Origin of the sequence: Kitasatospora saccharophila, from assembly GCF_039529925.1 — a bacterium.
Classification (GTDB): Bacteria; Actinomycetota; Actinomycetes; order Streptomycetales; family Streptomycetaceae; genus Kitasatospora; species Kitasatospora saccharophila.
Genome location: NZ_BAAANS010000011.1, coordinates 41,276 through 55,065, shown reverse-complemented (window position 1 = coordinate 55,065; position 13,790 = coordinate 41,276). Strand labels below are relative to the sequence as shown.

General features: G+C 74.7%; 18 protein-coding genes and 1 pseudogene. 8 read left to right on the top strand and 11 right to left on the bottom strand.

Features of this window, described 5'->3' with window-relative positions; translation table 11 throughout:
- The first annotated feature begins 112 nt into the window (after window positions 1–112).
- Window positions 113–2,536, top strand: a complete 2,424-nt coding sequence (locus ABD345_RS10610; RefSeq protein ID WP_344551712.1) for a right-handed parallel beta-helix repeat-containing protein — start codon at window positions 113–115, stop codon at window positions 2,534–2,536.
- 182 nt (window positions 2,537–2,718) lie between these two features.
- Here the strand turns inward: ABD345_RS10610 and ABD345_RS10605 are convergent, their stop codons facing one another.
- The 6 genes from ABD345_RS10605 to ABD345_RS10580 form a co-directional block, all read right to left on the bottom strand.
- The gene (locus tag ABD345_RS10605) at window positions 2,719–3,066 is read right to left on the bottom strand and encodes a MerR family transcriptional regulator (protein WP_344551711.1); all 348 of its coding nucleotides are present in this window, start codon (window positions 3,064–3,066) and stop codon (window positions 2,719–2,721) included.
- 8 nt (window positions 3,067–3,074) lie between these two features.
- A complete protein-coding gene (locus ABD345_RS10600; RefSeq protein ID WP_344551710.1) occupies window positions 3,075–3,815 on the bottom strand; it encodes an SDR family NAD(P)-dependent oxidoreductase in 741 nt (246 codons plus the stop codon).
- A 61-nt stretch (window positions 3,816–3,876) separates the two neighbouring features.
- Window positions 3,877–4,179 (bottom strand): AzlD domain-containing protein, encoded by a 303-nt coding sequence (locus ABD345_RS10595; RefSeq protein ID WP_344551709.1) that lies wholly within the window; start codon window positions 4,177–4,179, stop codon window positions 3,877–3,879.
- The gene (locus tag ABD345_RS10590) at window positions 4,176–4,883 is read right to left on the bottom strand and encodes an AzlC family ABC transporter permease (RefSeq protein ID WP_344551708.1); all 708 of its coding nucleotides are present in this window, start codon (window positions 4,881–4,883) and stop codon (window positions 4,176–4,178) included. Before ABD345_RS10590 ends, ABD345_RS10595 begins: the two co-directional genes overlap by 4 nt.
- On the bottom strand, window positions 4,880–5,743 hold the full coding sequence (locus ABD345_RS10585) for an AraC family transcriptional regulator (RefSeq protein WP_344551707.1): 864 nt from the start codon (window positions 5,741–5,743) through the stop codon (window positions 4,880–4,882). Before ABD345_RS10585 ends, ABD345_RS10590 begins: the two co-directional genes overlap by 4 nt.
- A gap of 37 nt (window positions 5,744–5,780) precedes the next feature.
- Complete coding sequence (locus ABD345_RS10580; RefSeq protein WP_344551706.1) at window positions 5,781–6,173, bottom strand: MTH938/NDUFAF3 family protein; 393 nt, start codon at window positions 6,171–6,173, stop codon at window positions 5,781–5,783.
- 169 nt (window positions 6,174–6,342) lie between these two features.
- Here ABD345_RS10580 and ABD345_RS10575 point away from each other — a divergent pair, with 169 nt between their 5' ends.
- Window positions 6,343–7,092 carry a YwqG family protein gene (locus ABD345_RS10575; RefSeq protein ID WP_344551705.1) on the top strand — a complete coding sequence of 250 codons (750 nt, stop codon included), beginning with the start codon at window positions 6,343–6,345 and terminating at the stop codon, window positions 7,090–7,092.
- Window positions 7,093–7,113: 21 nt separating this feature from the next.
- Here the strand turns inward: ABD345_RS10575 and ABD345_RS10570 are convergent, their stop codons facing one another.
- Together ABD345_RS10570 and ABD345_RS10565 are read right to left on the bottom strand one after the other, a co-directional pair.
- Window positions 7,114–7,854, bottom strand: a complete 741-nt coding sequence (locus ABD345_RS10570; RefSeq protein WP_344551704.1) for a hypothetical protein — start codon at window positions 7,852–7,854, stop codon at window positions 7,114–7,116.
- Between the two features lie 74 nt (window positions 7,855–7,928).
- Window positions 7,929–8,393, bottom strand: a complete 465-nt coding sequence (locus ABD345_RS10565; RefSeq protein ID WP_344551817.1) for an imine reductase family protein — start codon at window positions 8,391–8,393, stop codon at window positions 7,929–7,931.
- An 11-nt stretch (window positions 8,394–8,404) separates the two neighbouring features.
- Here ABD345_RS10565 and ABD345_RS10560 point away from each other — a divergent pair.
- Window positions 8,405–8,804, top strand: a pseudogene (locus tag ABD345_RS10560) (winged helix-turn-helix transcriptional regulator).
- 10 nt (window positions 8,805–8,814) lie between these two features.
- A complete protein-coding gene (locus ABD345_RS10555) occupies window positions 8,815–9,426 on the top strand; it encodes an HIT family protein (RefSeq protein WP_344551703.1) in 612 nt (203 codons plus the stop codon).
- A 19-nt stretch (window positions 9,427–9,445) separates the two neighbouring features.
- Here ABD345_RS10555 and ABD345_RS10550 read toward each other — a convergent pair whose 3' ends face one another.
- Genes ABD345_RS10550 through ABD345_RS10540 form a run of 3 tightly spaced genes read right to left on the bottom strand, consistent with a single transcriptional unit; the run spans window position 9,446 to window position 10,299 of the window.
- Complete coding sequence (locus ABD345_RS10550; RefSeq protein WP_344551702.1) at window positions 9,446–9,727, bottom strand: hypothetical protein; 282 nt, start codon at window positions 9,725–9,727, stop codon at window positions 9,446–9,448.
- A gap of 11 nt (window positions 9,728–9,738) precedes the next feature.
- Window positions 9,739–10,077, bottom strand: coding sequence for a hypothetical protein (locus ABD345_RS10545; protein WP_344551701.1), 339 nt, complete (start codon window positions 10,075–10,077; stop codon window positions 9,739–9,741).
- A 30-nt stretch (window positions 10,078–10,107) separates the two neighbouring features.
- Window positions 10,108–10,299: a hypothetical protein gene (locus tag ABD345_RS10540; RefSeq protein ID WP_344551700.1), complete on the bottom strand. Its 192-nt coding sequence runs from the start codon at window positions 10,297–10,299 to the stop codon at window positions 10,108–10,110.
- A gap of 392 nt (window positions 10,300–10,691) precedes the next feature.
- Between ABD345_RS10540 and ABD345_RS10535 the strand changes: the two genes are divergently transcribed.
- From ABD345_RS10535 to ABD345_RS10520, 4 genes are all read left to right on the top strand, one after another.
- The gene (locus ABD345_RS10535; RefSeq protein WP_344551699.1) at window positions 10,692–11,534 is read left to right on the top strand and encodes a helix-turn-helix domain-containing protein; all 843 of its coding nucleotides are present in this window, start codon (window positions 10,692–10,694) and stop codon (window positions 11,532–11,534) included.
- Window positions 11,518–11,736, top strand: coding sequence for a DUF397 domain-containing protein (locus ABD345_RS10530; protein WP_344551698.1), 219 nt, complete (start codon window positions 11,518–11,520; stop codon window positions 11,734–11,736). Before ABD345_RS10535 ends, ABD345_RS10530 begins: the two co-directional genes overlap by 17 nt.
- 182 nt (window positions 11,737–11,918) lie before the next feature.
- The gene (solA, locus tag ABD345_RS10525) at window positions 11,919–13,067 is read left to right on the top strand and encodes an N-methyl-L-tryptophan oxidase (protein ID WP_344551697.1); all 1,149 of its coding nucleotides are present in this window, start codon (window positions 11,919–11,921) and stop codon (window positions 13,065–13,067) included.
- Window positions 13,068–13,303: 236 nt separating this feature from the next.
- On the top strand, window positions 13,304–13,756 hold the full coding sequence (locus tag ABD345_RS10520; protein ID WP_344551696.1) for a hypothetical protein: 453 nt from the start codon (window positions 13,304–13,306) through the stop codon (window positions 13,754–13,756).
- Window positions 13,757–13,790 lie beyond the last annotated feature (34 nt).

The window sequence follows — 13,790 nt, the reverse complement described above, 5'->3', positions numbered from 1 at the left end:
AGCGGACCGAGGCGGCGGCCCGCCGGGTCCGCCCCGCGCGCTACGGTGGGGCCGATCGCGCAGCGTCTCGACGCAACCGACGCAACGACGAAGGCGGGGATGACAGATCGCCATGGGTGAGCTCAGGGTCCGGGTCACGCAGGACAGCGCCTCGCGTTGGCGCCGCCGCGGCGGGGAGTACGCCACGCTCCGCGAGGCCCTGGAGGTCGCCGAGCCCGGTGACACCCTGACGGTGCGCGCGGGGACGTTCCGCGAGGCCGTGCTGGTCGACAAGCCCGTGACGCTGGTCGCCGAGGAGGGCCCGGGCAGCGTGCGGATCTCGCCGCCGGAGAGCGCGGTGCGCGGCGGCACCGCACTGACCGTGACGGCGGCCGCGACCGTCCGCGGCCTGGTCGTGGAGGGCTCCGACCGCTCGACCCCGGCGGTGCTGCTGACGGGCGCGGACGGCGCGGTGCTGGCCGACTGCCGGGTGGAGACCTCCTCCGCGGTGGGCGTGGAACTGGCCGACGGGGCCCGCGCCCAACTGGTCAACTGCGTGGTGGAGAACCCGTCCGGGCTCGGGGTGCGGCTGCGCGCCCGGGCCCGCGCCGAACTGCTGGACTGCGAGGTGACGGCGGCCGGGCAGAGCGGGGTGGCGGTGCTGGCCGGCTCCCGGCTGCGCGCGGAGCGGCTGAAGGTCCGCCGGGCCGGCGGCGCGGGCGTCCTGCTGGCCGACCCGGGGACGCTGGCGGAGCTGACCGGCTGCGAGGTGTCCGAGGTGCGCGGCTCGGGCGTGCAGGCCGAGGCGCAGGCGGTGGGCCGGCTCACCGACTGCACGGTGCACCGGGTCTCCGGCAACGGCCTGAGCCTGGACACCGGCGCCGAACTGGAGCTGTCCTCCTGCCGCATCCACGAGGTGCCGGAGAACGCGGCGGACCTGCGCGGCGGCTCCAAACTGACGCTGCGCCAGGTCACCGTCCACGGCTTCGGCCGGGGCGCGCTCTCGGTGTGGGACGGCGGGACGAAGGTGCTCGCCGAGGGCTGCCGGTTCCACTCCGCGCAGGGCGACTACCCGGCGCTGTGGGTGAGCGACGGCGCCGCCCTGGAGCTGGCCGACTGCGCCCTGGACGACCTGCCCGACGCGCTGTTCGTCCTCGACCAGGGCTCCTCGGCGGCCGTCCGGGACTGCTCGTTCACCGGCATCCGCTCCTCCGCGGTGTCGGTCAGCGGCGGCGCGGGCGCCGACCTGGCGGGCTGCCGGATCCAGGGCGCGGGCACCGGCCTGTGGTTCCGCGACCACGGCTCCGGCGGCCTGCTGACCGACTGCGAGATCGCGGACGTGGCCACCGGCGTGATCGTCACCAAGGGCGCCGATCCGGTGCTGCGCGATTGCACGGTGCGCGGCGCCAGCGAGGCCGGGGTGTACGTGTCGGCGCAGGGCCGCGGCGAGTTCGAGGAGGTCCGGGTCTCGCAGGGCGGCGGCTTCGGCTTCCACGTGATCGACGGCTGCCGGACGAAGCTGGTGCGCTGCCGGGCCGAGCGCAACGCCCGGGCCGGGTTCGAGTTCTCCGAGCCGGGCCCGGTCGCCGAGGGCTGCACCTCGGACGACGCGGCGCCGCTGCCCGCCGTCCCCGGCGTCCCGGCCCCGGCCGGCCCCGCCGCCCCGGCCGCTCCCCCGCTGGCCACCCTGGCCCAGCTCTCCTCTTCCGCCCTGCCCGCCGCCGCCGTGATCGCCCCGATCCCGGACTGCCGCCCGGCGGAGGTGGCGCTGGCCGAACTGGACGCGCTGGTCGGCCTGGCCACCGTCAAGCAGGAGGTGCGCACCCTGATCGACCTGATCTCGGTCGGCCGGGCCCGCCAGCGCGCCGGCCTCAAGGCGCCCTCCCCGCGCCGCCACCTGGTGTTCACCGGCGCCCCCGGCACCGGCAAGACCACGGTGGCCCGCCTCTACGGCGAGATCCTCGCCTCGCTCGGCGTCCTGCAGCGCGGCCACCTGGTCGAGGTGGCCCGGCTGGACCTGGTCGGCGAGCACATCGGCTCCACCGCGATCCGCACCGCCGCCGCCTTCGACCGGGCCCGCGGCGGCGTGCTGTTCATCGACGAGGCGTACGCGCTCGCCCCCGAGGACGGCGGCCGGGACTTCGGCCGGGAGGCGATCGACACCCTGGTGAAACTGATGGAGGACCACCGGGACGAGGTGGTGGTCATCGTGGCGGGCTACACCGCCGAGATGGAACGCTTCCTGGCCGCCAACCCCGGCCTCTCCTCCCGCTTCTCCCGCACCGTCACCTTCCCCGACTACACCGCCGACGAACTGCTCGACATCGCCCGCGCCCAGGCCGCCGAACACGAGTACCGCCTCTCCGACGCCACCGAGTCCGCCCTGCTCGGCCACTTCACCGCCATCGACCGCTCCACCGGCTTCGGCAACGGCCGCACCGCCCGCCAGGTCTTCGAAACCATGGTCGAACGCCACGCCTCCCGGGTCGCCCACCTCCCCTCCCCCACCACCGAGGACCTCCAACTCCTCGTCCCCGCCGACCTCCCGGGCGCGTAAGCCCCGCCAGGGGCTCGGGGAACGGCGAGTCCGTGCTGCTGACGGCCGGAGCCCATCGAAGTGTCCGTGCTGCTGCGTGCCTGAAACAGAACCGGAAGCGGCGGCACCCAACGACAGTGAACCGCCCGCAGCCACGGCCTCGCCGTTCCCCGAGCCCCTGGCGGTGCTCTGCCGAACCCCGTTCAGGGCTCTCCCAGGGCCGCCGCCAGGCGGTCGCGCAGGGCGGTCTGTTCGGCGATGCGGCGGTCCATCGCGGCGAGGCGTTCGCGGGCCAGCGCGAGCATCCGGGGGCTGGGCGGGTGGGCGGTGACGTCGTCGCCGTCGAGGCAGGGCAGCAGGGGGCGGATGTCGTCCAGGGTGAGGCCGGCGGCGAGCAGGGCCCGGATGTTGCGGACCCGGGTGACGGCGCCGGGCCCGTAGACCCGGTAGCCGTTCGCGGCGCGCTCGGCGTCGATCAGGCCCGCCTGCTCGTAGTGGCGCACGGCCCGGGGCGTGGTGCCCGTCTGTGCGGCCAGTTGACCGATCCTCACCCGGCCGATCATCCCACCACCGCGCCGCCGTCGACCGGCAGGACCACCCCGGTGACGAACCCGGCGGCGGGTTCGGCGAGTCGGCCGATCGCCCAGGCGACCTCCTCGGCCCGGCCGATCCGGCCGAGCGGGGTGTGGGCGAGTTGCCAGGCCCGGAGTGCGGCGAGCCGCTCCGGCGGCAGGTGGTCGGCGATGGGGGTGTCGATCGGGCCGGGGGCGACGGCGACCACCCGGACGCCGTGCGGGGCGAGTTCGACGGCCCAGCTGCGGGTGAGCGTGTCGAGGGCGGCCTTGCTGGCCGCGTACACCGAGTTGCCGGGCCAGCCGCGCTGGCCGACGGACGTGCTGACGTTGACGACGACGCCGCGCGCGGCGGTGAGCAGCGGTAGCACGGCCTGGGTGAGCAGGACGGGGGCGGTCAGGTTGGTCGCCAACTGCTCCTCGACGGCTGCCCGGTGGATCCCGCCGAGCGGGGCGCCGCGCGCCACTCCCGCGTTGTTGACCAGCACGTCCAGCCGCCCGTACCGCTCGGTGAGGGTCTCGGCGAGCCGCTGCGCCGCCCCGTCGGCCGTGACGTCCTGGGGCCAGGGGTCGATGCCGTCCCGGCCCCGCGCGGTCTCCGCCAGTGCCTCGGCCCGCCGTCCGACGGCCAGCACCCGCACGCCCTGTTCGGCGAGGGCCCGGGCCGTCGCCCGTCCGATGCCGCTGCCCGCTCCGGTGACCACGGCCACCCGCTGTTGGTTCGTCATGCGGCCATGGTGGAACCCTGCCGCCGGCGTCAGGGTCAAGCGGCGGCCCGGTCGGCTCCGTTCAGGCCAGTCGGACCAGGGCGGTGACGGTGACCGCGGCGAGCACCACCAGGAGGAACGGGGCCCGGCGCCAGAGGGCCAGGGCGGCGGCGGCGAGGCCGGCGGCGCGGGCGTCGAGGGTGAGGTGGTGGCCGTGGGTGAGGGTCTGCTGGGCGGTGAGGGCGGCGAGCAGGGCGACGGGGGCCAGGGTGGCGAAGGTGCGCACGGCCGGGCGGTCGAGGAGGCGGCCGGGGACGCAGAGGCCGAGGAGTTTGAGCAGGTAGCAGCCGGCGGCGGTGGCCAGGAGGGCGGTCCAGACGGTCATCGGGCGGTCCTCCCCCGGCGGACGGCCAGTGGCACGGCGGCCAGGGCGAGCAGGACGGGGACGCCGGTGGGCAGCAGCAGCGTCCCGGCCAGGACCAGCAGGACGGCGGCGGCGGCCACCCCGCGTTCGTGCGGGTCGCGCAGCCGGGGGGCGAGCAGGGCCAGGAAGACGGCGGGTCCGGCGGCGTCCAGGCCGTAGCGGGCGGGGTCGCCGAGGGCGTCGGCGCCGAGCGCGCCGAGCAGGGTGGTGAGGTTCCACAGGGCGAAGATGCTGACGCCGGTGGTGGTGAAGCCGAGGCGGGCGGTGCGCCGGTCGGGTTGGGCGAGGGTGACGGCGGCGGTCTCGTCGATGACCAGGTGTGCGGCCAACGGGCGCAGCGCGGAGGGGAGTTGGAGTCGTTCGGCCAGTCGCATGCCGTAGAAGGCGTTGCGGACGCCGAGCAGCAGCGCCCCGGCGACGGCGGCCACCGGGGCGGCGCCCGCGGCGAGGGCGGCGACCAGCGCGAACTGGCTGGCCCCGGTGAAGAGCAGCAGGCTGAGCGCGCAGGTCTGGGTCACGGTCAGGTGGGCGCCGGCTCCGGCCGCGCCGAAGGCGACCCCGGAGATGCCGACGCTGACCCCGACGGTGAGGGAGTCCCGGAGTACGGCCCGGGTGGGCCGTGCGGTGGGCCCGCCGGTGCCGGGCGGTTGGGTGGTGACGGTCATGCCCCCACGGTGGCGCGGGCGGGCGCCGGGGGTCTTGTACGTTCCTGCACGGCCCGGCGGTAGGCCCCGGGCGGGACGCCGACGGTGCGGCGGAAGTGCCGGGCCAGGTGCGCCTGGTCGACGAAGCCGACGGCGACGGCGACTTCGGCGGGTGGCACGTCGCGGCGCAGCAGTGAGCGGGCGGCGGTGACGCGCTGCTGGTTGAGCCAGGCGTGCGGCGGCAGGCCGTGGGTGTCGCGGAAGGCGCGCAGCAGCGGGAAGGGGCGGGCGCCGACGGCGGCGGCCAACTCGTCCAGGCTGGGCGGGTCGACGAGTCGGGCGTGCAGCAGTTCGCGGGCGCGGGCGACGGCGAGGGCCCCGGCGGGGGCGACCCGCGCGGCGCGGCGGGGTGCGGCGTGGGTGCGCAGCAGGCGGGCGACCAGCAGGCGGAAGGCGGTGGAGGCGGCGAGCGGGTCGTCCCGTCCGGCGGCCCCGTGCACGGCGTGGACGAGGCGGGCCAGTTCGCGGTCGTCGGTGACGGCGGTGGTGAAGGCGGGCGTCCCGGCTCCGGCGGGCCGCAGGTCGGCGGCGGCGTCGAGCACGCTGTCGACGGGCGCGTAGAGCACCCGGTAGCCCCAGCCCTCGGGCACTCCGGCGTGGCCGGTGACGACGATCTCGGGGTTGACGAGCGCGACGGTTCCGGCTCCGGCGCGTTCGGTGCCGCCGCCGTACTGGAACTCCTCGACGCCCTCGGTGATGGCGGCGATCACGTACGTGTCGTGGGTGTGCCGGCCGAAGGCGTGCTCGACGTAGTGGGCGTCGAGGAGTTCCACCTGCGGCAGGGCCCGGTGGACGGAGAAGGCGGCGTGTTCTGCGGGCATCTGACCACCAGGGCTGGGAGCGGGTCTCGGCGGGGCGTCAGCAGGTGGAGTGGAAGAGGGCGCCGGTCGGGCGGGTCGCGGCGAGGGCGTGGTAGAGCTCGACGGCGGCGCGGGTGTCGGCGGTGTGCACCTCCGCCCCGGCGGCGGCGAGGAGTTCCAGGGTGGCCGGGTCGATCCGCAGGACGCGGTCCATGCCGAGGGTGAGGACGACCGCCTCGGCGCCCCGGTCGAGGAGCTCCCGCGCGTCGCCGGGCTGGACGCCGGGGACGTGCCGGGTGCCGTGGACGTTCCAGTCCCAGGGGTGGCCGCCGCCCGGGTACAGCACGAAGTCCTTGCCGGGGGCGAGGCCCTCGACCTCCATCAGGCCCCACTCCAGGCGGGTGATCCGCGGCGAGCGGAGGGCCGGTGCCGGGTCGTCAGCTTCGTTCATGGGCGCGATTGTCGCAGCCGCCGGGCGGCGTCGTCACGGCGGTTTCCAGCGGTCGTCCGGCCGGCCCGTCGGCGTCCGGCGGTAGCGTGTGCGCGTTCGTTCGTCGCACGGTTCGGAAGGCCCATCGGTGGATCATCAGCGTCCCTCCACGGAGGAGATCCTGGCGCGCGTGCCGGAACTCGCGCCGCACGGCCGCGCGGCCGCCCGGCTGTGGCTCGCTCCCGGGGCGCCCGGGCCCGCCGACAGCTCGATCGGCGGCCCGCTGCTGTGGCCCGCCGACGAGCCGTGGCCGGTGTGCCCGGTCGAGGAGGAGGACGGGCCGCACGAGTCCGGGCTGCTGGCGATGGTCCCGCTGGCTCAGCTCCACGCCCGTGACGTGCCCGGCCCGTGGTGGCCCGCGGGGGCGGATCTGCTCCAGGTGATCTGGTGCCCCGTCGAGCACGATGACCCGCCAGCCGGCCAGGCCGACCTGTGCCCGGTGGTCGAACTCCGTTGGCGGGACGCCGCCGCGCTCTCCGCGGCCGGGACGGCGCTCCCCCCGGAGCCGCCGGAGTACTACGAGGACGAGTTCCTGCCGGAGCCGTGCGTCCTCTCGGTGGAGCACCTCACCGACTTCCCCTACCGCGAGGAGCTTCCGCCCGAACTCCGTCCGGCCCTCGACCAGTTGGTGCGGGACACCGACCCCGAGGGCCAGGACTCGATCACCCGGGTCCCCGGCTGGAAACTCGGCGGCTGGCCGACCTGGCACCTCAACCACCCCCGCACGCTCACCTGCGGGCGCTGCGGAACCCCGATGACGCTGCTCTTCACGATCGCCAGCGACGACACGGCGGGCATCGTCGTCGGCCGCTGGGGCGAACTGCGGCTCTTCACCTGCCCGGCCGACCACACCCACCCGTTCACGGCCGACCTGCACTGACCGGTGCCCGGGCGGGGCGGTTCAGCCGAAGTCCGGGCATTCGGCGACGTGGCCCTCGGCGACGGGCTGCCAGACCCCGCGGGGCAGGTCCGTCCGCAGCCGGGCCACCTCCGCCGCCGCCGCGGTCAGTTGTTCGGTGGTCAGGTGGGCGGCGGCCGCGTACACCCGGCCGGTGTGGCGGCAGGGCGAGTGCGGGCGCAGCTCCGGCGACCACGGCTCCCCGGCGAGGGCGAACAGTTCGGGCAGCGGCCAGCCCAACGGGCCGGTCAGACCCAGCAGTTGGTACTTGCTGTGCCTGTCCGACTCCCACGTCCGGACCATGCCGACGATGGTGCTCCGGGACAGCCCCATGAAGGGGATCGAGTCGGTGGAGAACCCCCGGTTGCGGAACGCCTTGAGCAGGAAAGCGGCGAACCCGCCCTCGTCAGGGGCCAGTTCGGCTTCGTCGAACCACGGGACGAACGGCGGCGGGTTGGCCTGACGCCGAGCGTCCGGCACCGGCGGCAGCGCCCGGACGTACGCCTCGATCGCGGCCAGCTGCCCGTGGTCGCAGTGGCTGACCGCGTAGGCGAAGTCGCGCAGCGTGCGGTCGTCGCGCTCCGGCGGCAGCAGCTCGGCCGGCACCTCGCGGCCGGCCGCCGCGTACAGGTCGGCGAGCGGGAGGTCCATCTCGTCGGCGAGGAAGGCGAGTTGGGAGGGCGGGAAGGTCGAGCCGTCGGCGGCGAGGGCACGCAGGGCGGCGAGGCGCTCCGGGAGTTCCATGCCGCCCAGGCTAGGGCGTACCCGCACGGCGGTGGGCGGTCTTCCCGCACCCGCCGCACCCGCCGTGCCCGGGGTCAGCGCCGCAGCAGGTCGACCACGCCGGTGAGGTCCTCCCCGGCGCTCCCCGTCTCCAGTCGTCGGCGCATCAACGCGAAGTAGGGGGACAGCAGTTCGGGGCTGACCCGCTGCTCCTCGGCGGTGCGCAGGAAGGTCGGCACGCCGGCCACCTGCATGCCCAGGTTGGAGACGCCGCCCAACGCGTAGTCCCCGGACTCCAGTTGGGCGGCGGTGTGGTGGACGGCCGGGGCCATCGCGGTCAGCCAGTCGGCGAGCAGCGGGGCGAGCGCGGAGGGTGCGACGGACTCCCGGCCGATCAGCGCGAAGGCGTGCGCGGCGACCGTCGCGCCCTCGGCCGCGAGGGCCCCGGCTCGGGCGGCGGTGCGGTTCCAGACGGTCAGCGGGTGTCCGGCGGCGAGCCAGGCCCGGCCGAGCGCGGTGCCCATCGCGCCGAGGCCGAGCAGGGTGAGCGAGCAGGTCAGGGGAGGACGCGATGACGACCGTCAATCGTCCGGGCGCGCCGGACGGGCACGTCTGCGGGATCGACACGGCGCTGGAGGTGATCGGCGGCAAGTGGAAGGTGCTGGCCCTCTGGGCCCTGCACGAGCAGCCGCACCGCCGGTTCGGCGAACTCCGGCGGATGCTGCCCGGGGTGACCGAGAAGGTGCTCGCCGCCCACCTGCGCGAACTGGAGGCGGACGGCGTCGTGCACCGCGAGTCGTACGACGAGGTGCCCCCGCGGGTCGAGTACTCGCTGACGGAGGACGGCGTCCGGCTCAACGGGGCGCTGGCCCCCCCTGGGCGACTGGGGCCGTACGCGGGTGCGGGCCGCCCGTTCTGCGGCCCGACCCGAATCCGCACTCGTGGACGGCACCCGGGGCCCGGGGTACTAGTCTGCCGATCATGGCAATGACACCCGACGAGTTCCACGCCCACGCCCGCGCGGCCGCCGACGGCGAACTCCGGCTCCCGCTGGCCCGGATGACCGCCTGGGAGGTCAGCCCGTTCGAACCGGAAGGGCTGCGCGTCTCGCCGCTGCGCCCGCCGGTGCTGCCCGAGCCGCCGCGCCACGGCGAGGACCCGGCCGACTGCCACGTGTGCGCGGCCCGGGACGAGGGCCTGTGGTTCACCGAGCACTGGCGGCTGGCCCGGGTCATCGGCGTCGGCGTGCCGCTGGCCCTGATGCTGTACCCCCGCGACCACTACGACCTGGCGGCGCTCCCCGACGAACTGGCCGCCGAACTGGGCGTGCTCACCACCCGTGTCGTCCGCCTGGTCGAGGCCCTGCCGCACGTAGCCCGCGCCCACGTCTACCGCCTCGGCGACGGCGCCGCCCACCTGCACCTCTGGTTCTTCGCCCGCCCGGCCGGCCAGGTCCAGATGCTCGGCTCCTGGCTGCCCGTCTGGGACGACCTGCTCCCCGAGTACCCCGCCGAACCGGCCCAGGCGGACGCGGAGACCGTCGCCGACGCCCTGACCGCCTCGTACGGCGGCCGCCGCACCGCGAACGCCTGACGGGGCCCGGCGGCTACCCTCAACTGCCCTGCTGCTCGGACGGGTTGTGGTGGACCTCGCTCCAGACGAGTTCGCGGGCGGTGCCGTTGTTGCGGGAGGGCGGGGAGTAGCGGTGGCCCCAGCGATCGCCGAGGGCGAGGGCTTTGAGGACGGCCAGGTGGTCCTCGGGGCTGGGGGAGCCGTCCTCGGGGCGGAAGATCCGCAGTTCGACGCGGTAGCCGTCGGGGATGACGGTCAGCCTGGCCTCCCCGCCACCCGCCTCGGCGAGTTGCTCGGCGATCTCCCACGCACGTCGCCGCAACACGTCACCGCTCACCGGGCCACCCCCAGCGCGGAGCGGGCCTCGGGGCCCAACTCCGGGGCCGTGATCCGGACGGGAGCGGGGAACTCGCCGCGCAGCACCGCGAGTTCGAGCAGCGCCTCGGCGAGTTTCTGCACCCAGGGCAGTCCGACGCATCCCAGCGCGAGGCCGGCCAGCTCCGGCGGGACGTCGTCGCGGTAGACCGGCGAGAGGCCGGTCGGCGGGTCCAATCTGGCCGCCTGGAAGGCGCGTTCCAGCGAGTCCGCCGCCCGCTCGGAATCGGTGAACCCCCCGCGCAGGAACCGCTGCAGGACGTCGACGGCCACCAGCGGTTGTCCGGTGTACAGCACGTGCTTCCCTTCCTCGATGATGCAGTGCGTTCAGGCCACTTCGGCGGCGGCGACGCAACGCGGGCAGGCGCAGGCCGGCCAGGTCAGCGCCGAGACCAGCGGCAGGTGCAGGTCCTCGTCGGAGATGCAGGAGGAGACCTGCACCCGGGCCCCGTCGGGCCGCACCCGATAGACCCGGATCGTCAACTTGGCTTTCGGGCTCGGGTACGGGCGATCAAGCATGGCTGTGACCTCGCGAATTCTCGTACGGGAGGAACGGGCGAGTACGGCTCCGGCCGGCCCGGGCGGATCGGATCCGCTGCCCACGGCACCGCTCCTCTCCCGCACGCCCCCGAACGCGCCGTCGCGCGGCCCGCCCGCTCCGCGCGCTCGCCCGTGGGAGTGGTGGACCGCCTCGACCACCACCGCCCTCGCCCGCCCCAACCACGATAGGGCGGTGGCCAGTTCTGCTGGCCGAGATCAGCACCCGGCGACCCCGTGCAGGCACGGGACACCAGCACGTTGCCGAGCCGTTCCGCTCCGTGACGCAATGGCTACCGGGAGCGCCCACTGTCCCCTAGGCTTCGAGACTGTTCAACTTGTCTCCAGCGGTTTGTTTGGTAGGTCGAATCACCGTGAACAAGAGGGAACTTGACCCCGAGACGTCCCCGGCGGACGGGATCGGGGCACTGCTCCGCACGTCAAGGGAGCAGCGAGAGTGGACGCAGGAGCACTTGGCGTCCCTGGTCGGCTGCACGTCGTCGTACATCTCAGCGGTCGAGCACGGCCGGAGGAAACCAAGTCAACAGATTGCAACCACACTTGACCGGGTGTTTGGTTCGGGCGAACAGTTCCTCAGAGGACGGAGCGTGGTAAGCCAGCAGGCCCTGTTCGAAGGCTTCCCCGAGCTGGTGCGCAACGAGGCGAAGGCGACAACGATTCGGGCGTACGAGGTCAGCGTCATTCCGAGCCTGCTCCGGACTCACGACTACGAACGCGCCTACCAAGCGGGTCCCGTGTTGCGAGGCGTTGCAACTCAGGAGCAGGCCGACGAACGAAGCGAGGCGCTGTTTCAGAGGCAACGGACCCTGGAGCGGACCCCGGCGCCGTTCTACCACGCGGTAATCGACGAGGCAGCGCTACGGCGACCGGTCGGCGGCCTGGACGTCATGGTGGCCCAACTCCGCCACTTGGAGGCCATGGCCGCCCGCCCCCGTTTCAGGATTCAGGTGGCACCGTTCTCGGTCCCCGAAGCCAGATCGTTCACTCTTCCGGTCGTGCTGCTGACCATGCCGAACAGGTCAGTCATCGGCTACGGCGAGACTCAGAAGCGCGGCTATCTCGAACGCGATCTGGAAACGCTGGAGGAGTGGATCAGTGAGTACGATTACCTCCAAGGCGAGGCGCTGTCCCAGGCCGCGAGTATCCAGTTCATTCGAGAGGTACGGAGAGGCTTTGAACATGGACGAGCTGCATAGCGCCACTTGGCGCAAGAGCTCCCACAGCGCCAACGGCGGGAACTGCGTCGAGGTCTCGGACGACATCCCCGGCACCGTCCCCGTCCGCGACTCCAAGGACCCGCACGGCCCCGCCCTGCTCTTCCCCGCCGCCGCCTGGTCCACCTTCGTGACCGCCGTCCGCACCGGCGGCCTCGACGCCCCGGCGGACTCCGGCCGGTAGCCGACAGCTTCGCTCAATTTCCTTTCGCAGCAGAATGTTTGATGCCCTGGCGCACTCGATTCGGACCGGGCAGCATGGGGGACGGCGGTGCCCCGGCGTTCGAACGCGTCCGCGACCGGGCCGAACCGGCACGCGACCGACCGGTCCGGGTGATTCCGGCACGAGTGTGGAGCTGTCGAACCATGACCACTTCGGTGGATGCGGACGTGATCGTCGTCGGACTCGGCGCGATGGGCAGCCAGGCCCTCTGGCAGCTGGCCCGGCGCGGGGTCGGGGCGATCGGCATCGAGCAGTTCACCCCGGGGCACGACCACGGCGCCAGCCACGGCGAGTCCCGCATCATCCGCACCGCCTACGCCGAGGGCGCCGCGTACGTGCCGCTGGTGAAGCGGTCCTGGAAGCTCTGGCAGGAGTTGGAGCGGGTCTCCGGCCGGAGCCTGCTGGCGCGGACCGGCGGTCTGATGGTCGGGCCCGCCGACTCCTCGGTGATCGCCGGGCCGCTGGCCTCGGCCAGGGCGCACGGGCTCACGTACGACCTGCTGTCCGCCGAGGACCTGCGCCGGGACTTCCCGCAGTTCCGGGTGACCGACGACCTGCAGGGCTTCTACGAGGAGGAGGCCGGCCTGCTGCGGCCCGAACTCGCGGTCACCACGGCCGTGGAGGCCGCGGTGGCGAGCGGGGCCGAGGTGTTCGCCGAGGCGGCCGTCCGGGAGGTCGTGCCCGACCCGGAGCGCCCGCGGGTGGTGCTCGACGACCGCGAGCTGACGGCCCGCCACGTGGTGGTGGCGGCGGGCGGCTGGCTGCGGCAGCTGCTGCCGGGCACCGCGGGGCTGCTCACCGTCGAGCGGCGGGTGATGGGCTGGTTCGGCCACCGGGACCCGGCCGCCTTCGCCCCCGACCGGTTCCCGATCTTCGCCCGCTCCGACTCCACCGGCGAGCACGGCAGCTACGGCTTCCCGTCCCTCGACGGCACGACCGTCAAGGTCGGCCTGCACACCTGGCCCGGCATCGACGAGCCCGCCGACCCGGCGGCCGGCCACCGCCCGCCCGACCGGCAGGACGCCGAGCGCTTCGCGGAGGCGGTCGGCGACACCCTGCTCGGCGTGGACCCGTACCCGGTCCGGATGGCCTCCTGCATGTACTCGCTCACCCCGGACCGCCACTTCCTGGTCGGGGGCCGCCGCGAACTGCCCGGTCTCACCCTGCTGGGCGGGTTCTCCGGGCACGGCTTCAAGTTCGCCACCGTGATCGGCGAGATCGCGGCGGAGCTCGCCTGCGACGGCTCCACCCGCCTGCCCGTCGCGCAGTTCGACCCGCACCGCTTCGACTGACACCGCTCCGGGAGCCGACCCGAGCGGGGCCGCCGTCCGTGTTCTCCGACGCCGGGACCGCACCCCGCCCGGCGCCGCAGCCCGCCGAACTCCTGCTCCTGCTCCTGCTCCTGCACAGGCCGTCGGCCTGCCGGCCCACCGCGCGCGGCCGGGGTGCGGACCGCCGCAACCGCCACCGGGCCTGCCCGGCAAGGGTGTTGAATGGTCGGCGGGAATCGGCGGGAGGGGGCGCCCGGATGCTGCGGTGGCTGTTCGACGCGGGCCTGGCGCTGCTGCTGATGGCGGGCGAGGCCGTGGCCGTGGCCGGGTGGTTCCTGCACGGCAGCTTCGAGGTGCTCCAGGGCAGGCGGAGGACCACGCCCGCGCACCGGGTCGCCCTGGGGCTGGCGGGCACCGCGGCCGTCCTCGCCGGGGTGGCGACCGGCCTGTACTTCCTCGGCCTGCCGGTCGCCGCGACCGTCCAGGGACTGCTGGCCGCCGCCACCGCGCTGCTGCTGCTCCTGGGCCTGGGGGCGGGTCTGGGGACGGGCCTGGGGACGGGGCCGGCCGGCAGCGTGACCGCGATCGTCCTCGGCGGGGCGGCGGCCGGCCTGCTCCTCCTCCACCCGCCCGCCTCCCCGGTCGCCCGGGGCGCGCTGGCCACCGCCGCCGTCCCACTGCTGCTCCTGGGGCTGCTGGGCGCCCCCTGACCGTCCCGGCCGCCGGGGACGGGCGGGGAGCCGG

What these genes read in the sequence shown, in the direction of transcription:
- solA (WP_344551697.1), top strand. Translation starts at nt 11,919, where the DNA reads ATGACCACTTCGGTGGATGCGGACGTGATCGTCGTCGGACTCGGCGCG.
- ABD345_RS10530 (WP_344551698.1), top strand. Translation starts at nt 11,518, where the DNA reads ATGGACGAGCTGCATAGCGCCACTTGGCGCAAGAGCTCCCACAGCGCC.
- ABD345_RS10540 (WP_344551700.1), bottom strand. Translation starts at nt 10,299, where the DNA reads ATGCTTGATCGCCCGTACCCGAGCCCGAAAGCCAAGTTGACGATCCGG.
- ABD345_RS10555 (WP_344551703.1), top strand. Translation starts at nt 8,815, where the DNA reads ATGGCAATGACACCCGACGAGTTCCACGCCCACGCCCGCGCGGCCGCC.
- ABD345_RS10520 (WP_344551696.1), top strand. Translation starts at nt 13,304, where the DNA reads ATGCTGCGGTGGCTGTTCGACGCGGGCCTGGCGCTGCTGCTGATGGCG.
- ABD345_RS10580 (WP_344551706.1), bottom strand. Translation starts at nt 6,173, where the DNA reads ATGAACGAAGCTGACGACCCGGCACCGGCCCTCCGCTCGCCGCGGATC.
- ABD345_RS10595 (WP_344551709.1), bottom strand. Translation starts at nt 4,179, where the DNA reads ATGACCGTCTGGACCGCCCTCCTGGCCACCGCCGCCGGCTGCTACCTG.
- ABD345_RS10585 (WP_344551707.1), bottom strand. Translation starts at nt 5,743, where the DNA reads ATGCCCGCAGAACACGCCGCCTTCTCCGTCCACCGGGCCCTGCCGCAG.
- ABD345_RS10570 (WP_344551704.1), bottom strand. Translation starts at nt 7,854, where the DNA reads ATGGAACTCCCGGAGCGCCTCGCCGCCCTGCGTGCCCTCGCCGCCGAC.
- ABD345_RS10600 (WP_344551710.1), bottom strand. Translation starts at nt 3,815, where the DNA reads ATGACGAACCAACAGCGGGTGGCCGTGGTCACCGGAGCGGGCAGCGGC.
- ABD345_RS10590 (WP_344551708.1), bottom strand. Translation starts at nt 4,883, where the DNA reads ATGACCGTCACCACCCAACCGCCCGGCACCGGCGGGCCCACCGCACGG.
- ABD345_RS10610 (WP_344551712.1), top strand. Translation starts at nt 113, where the DNA reads ATGGGTGAGCTCAGGGTCCGGGTCACGCAGGACAGCGCCTCGCGTTGG.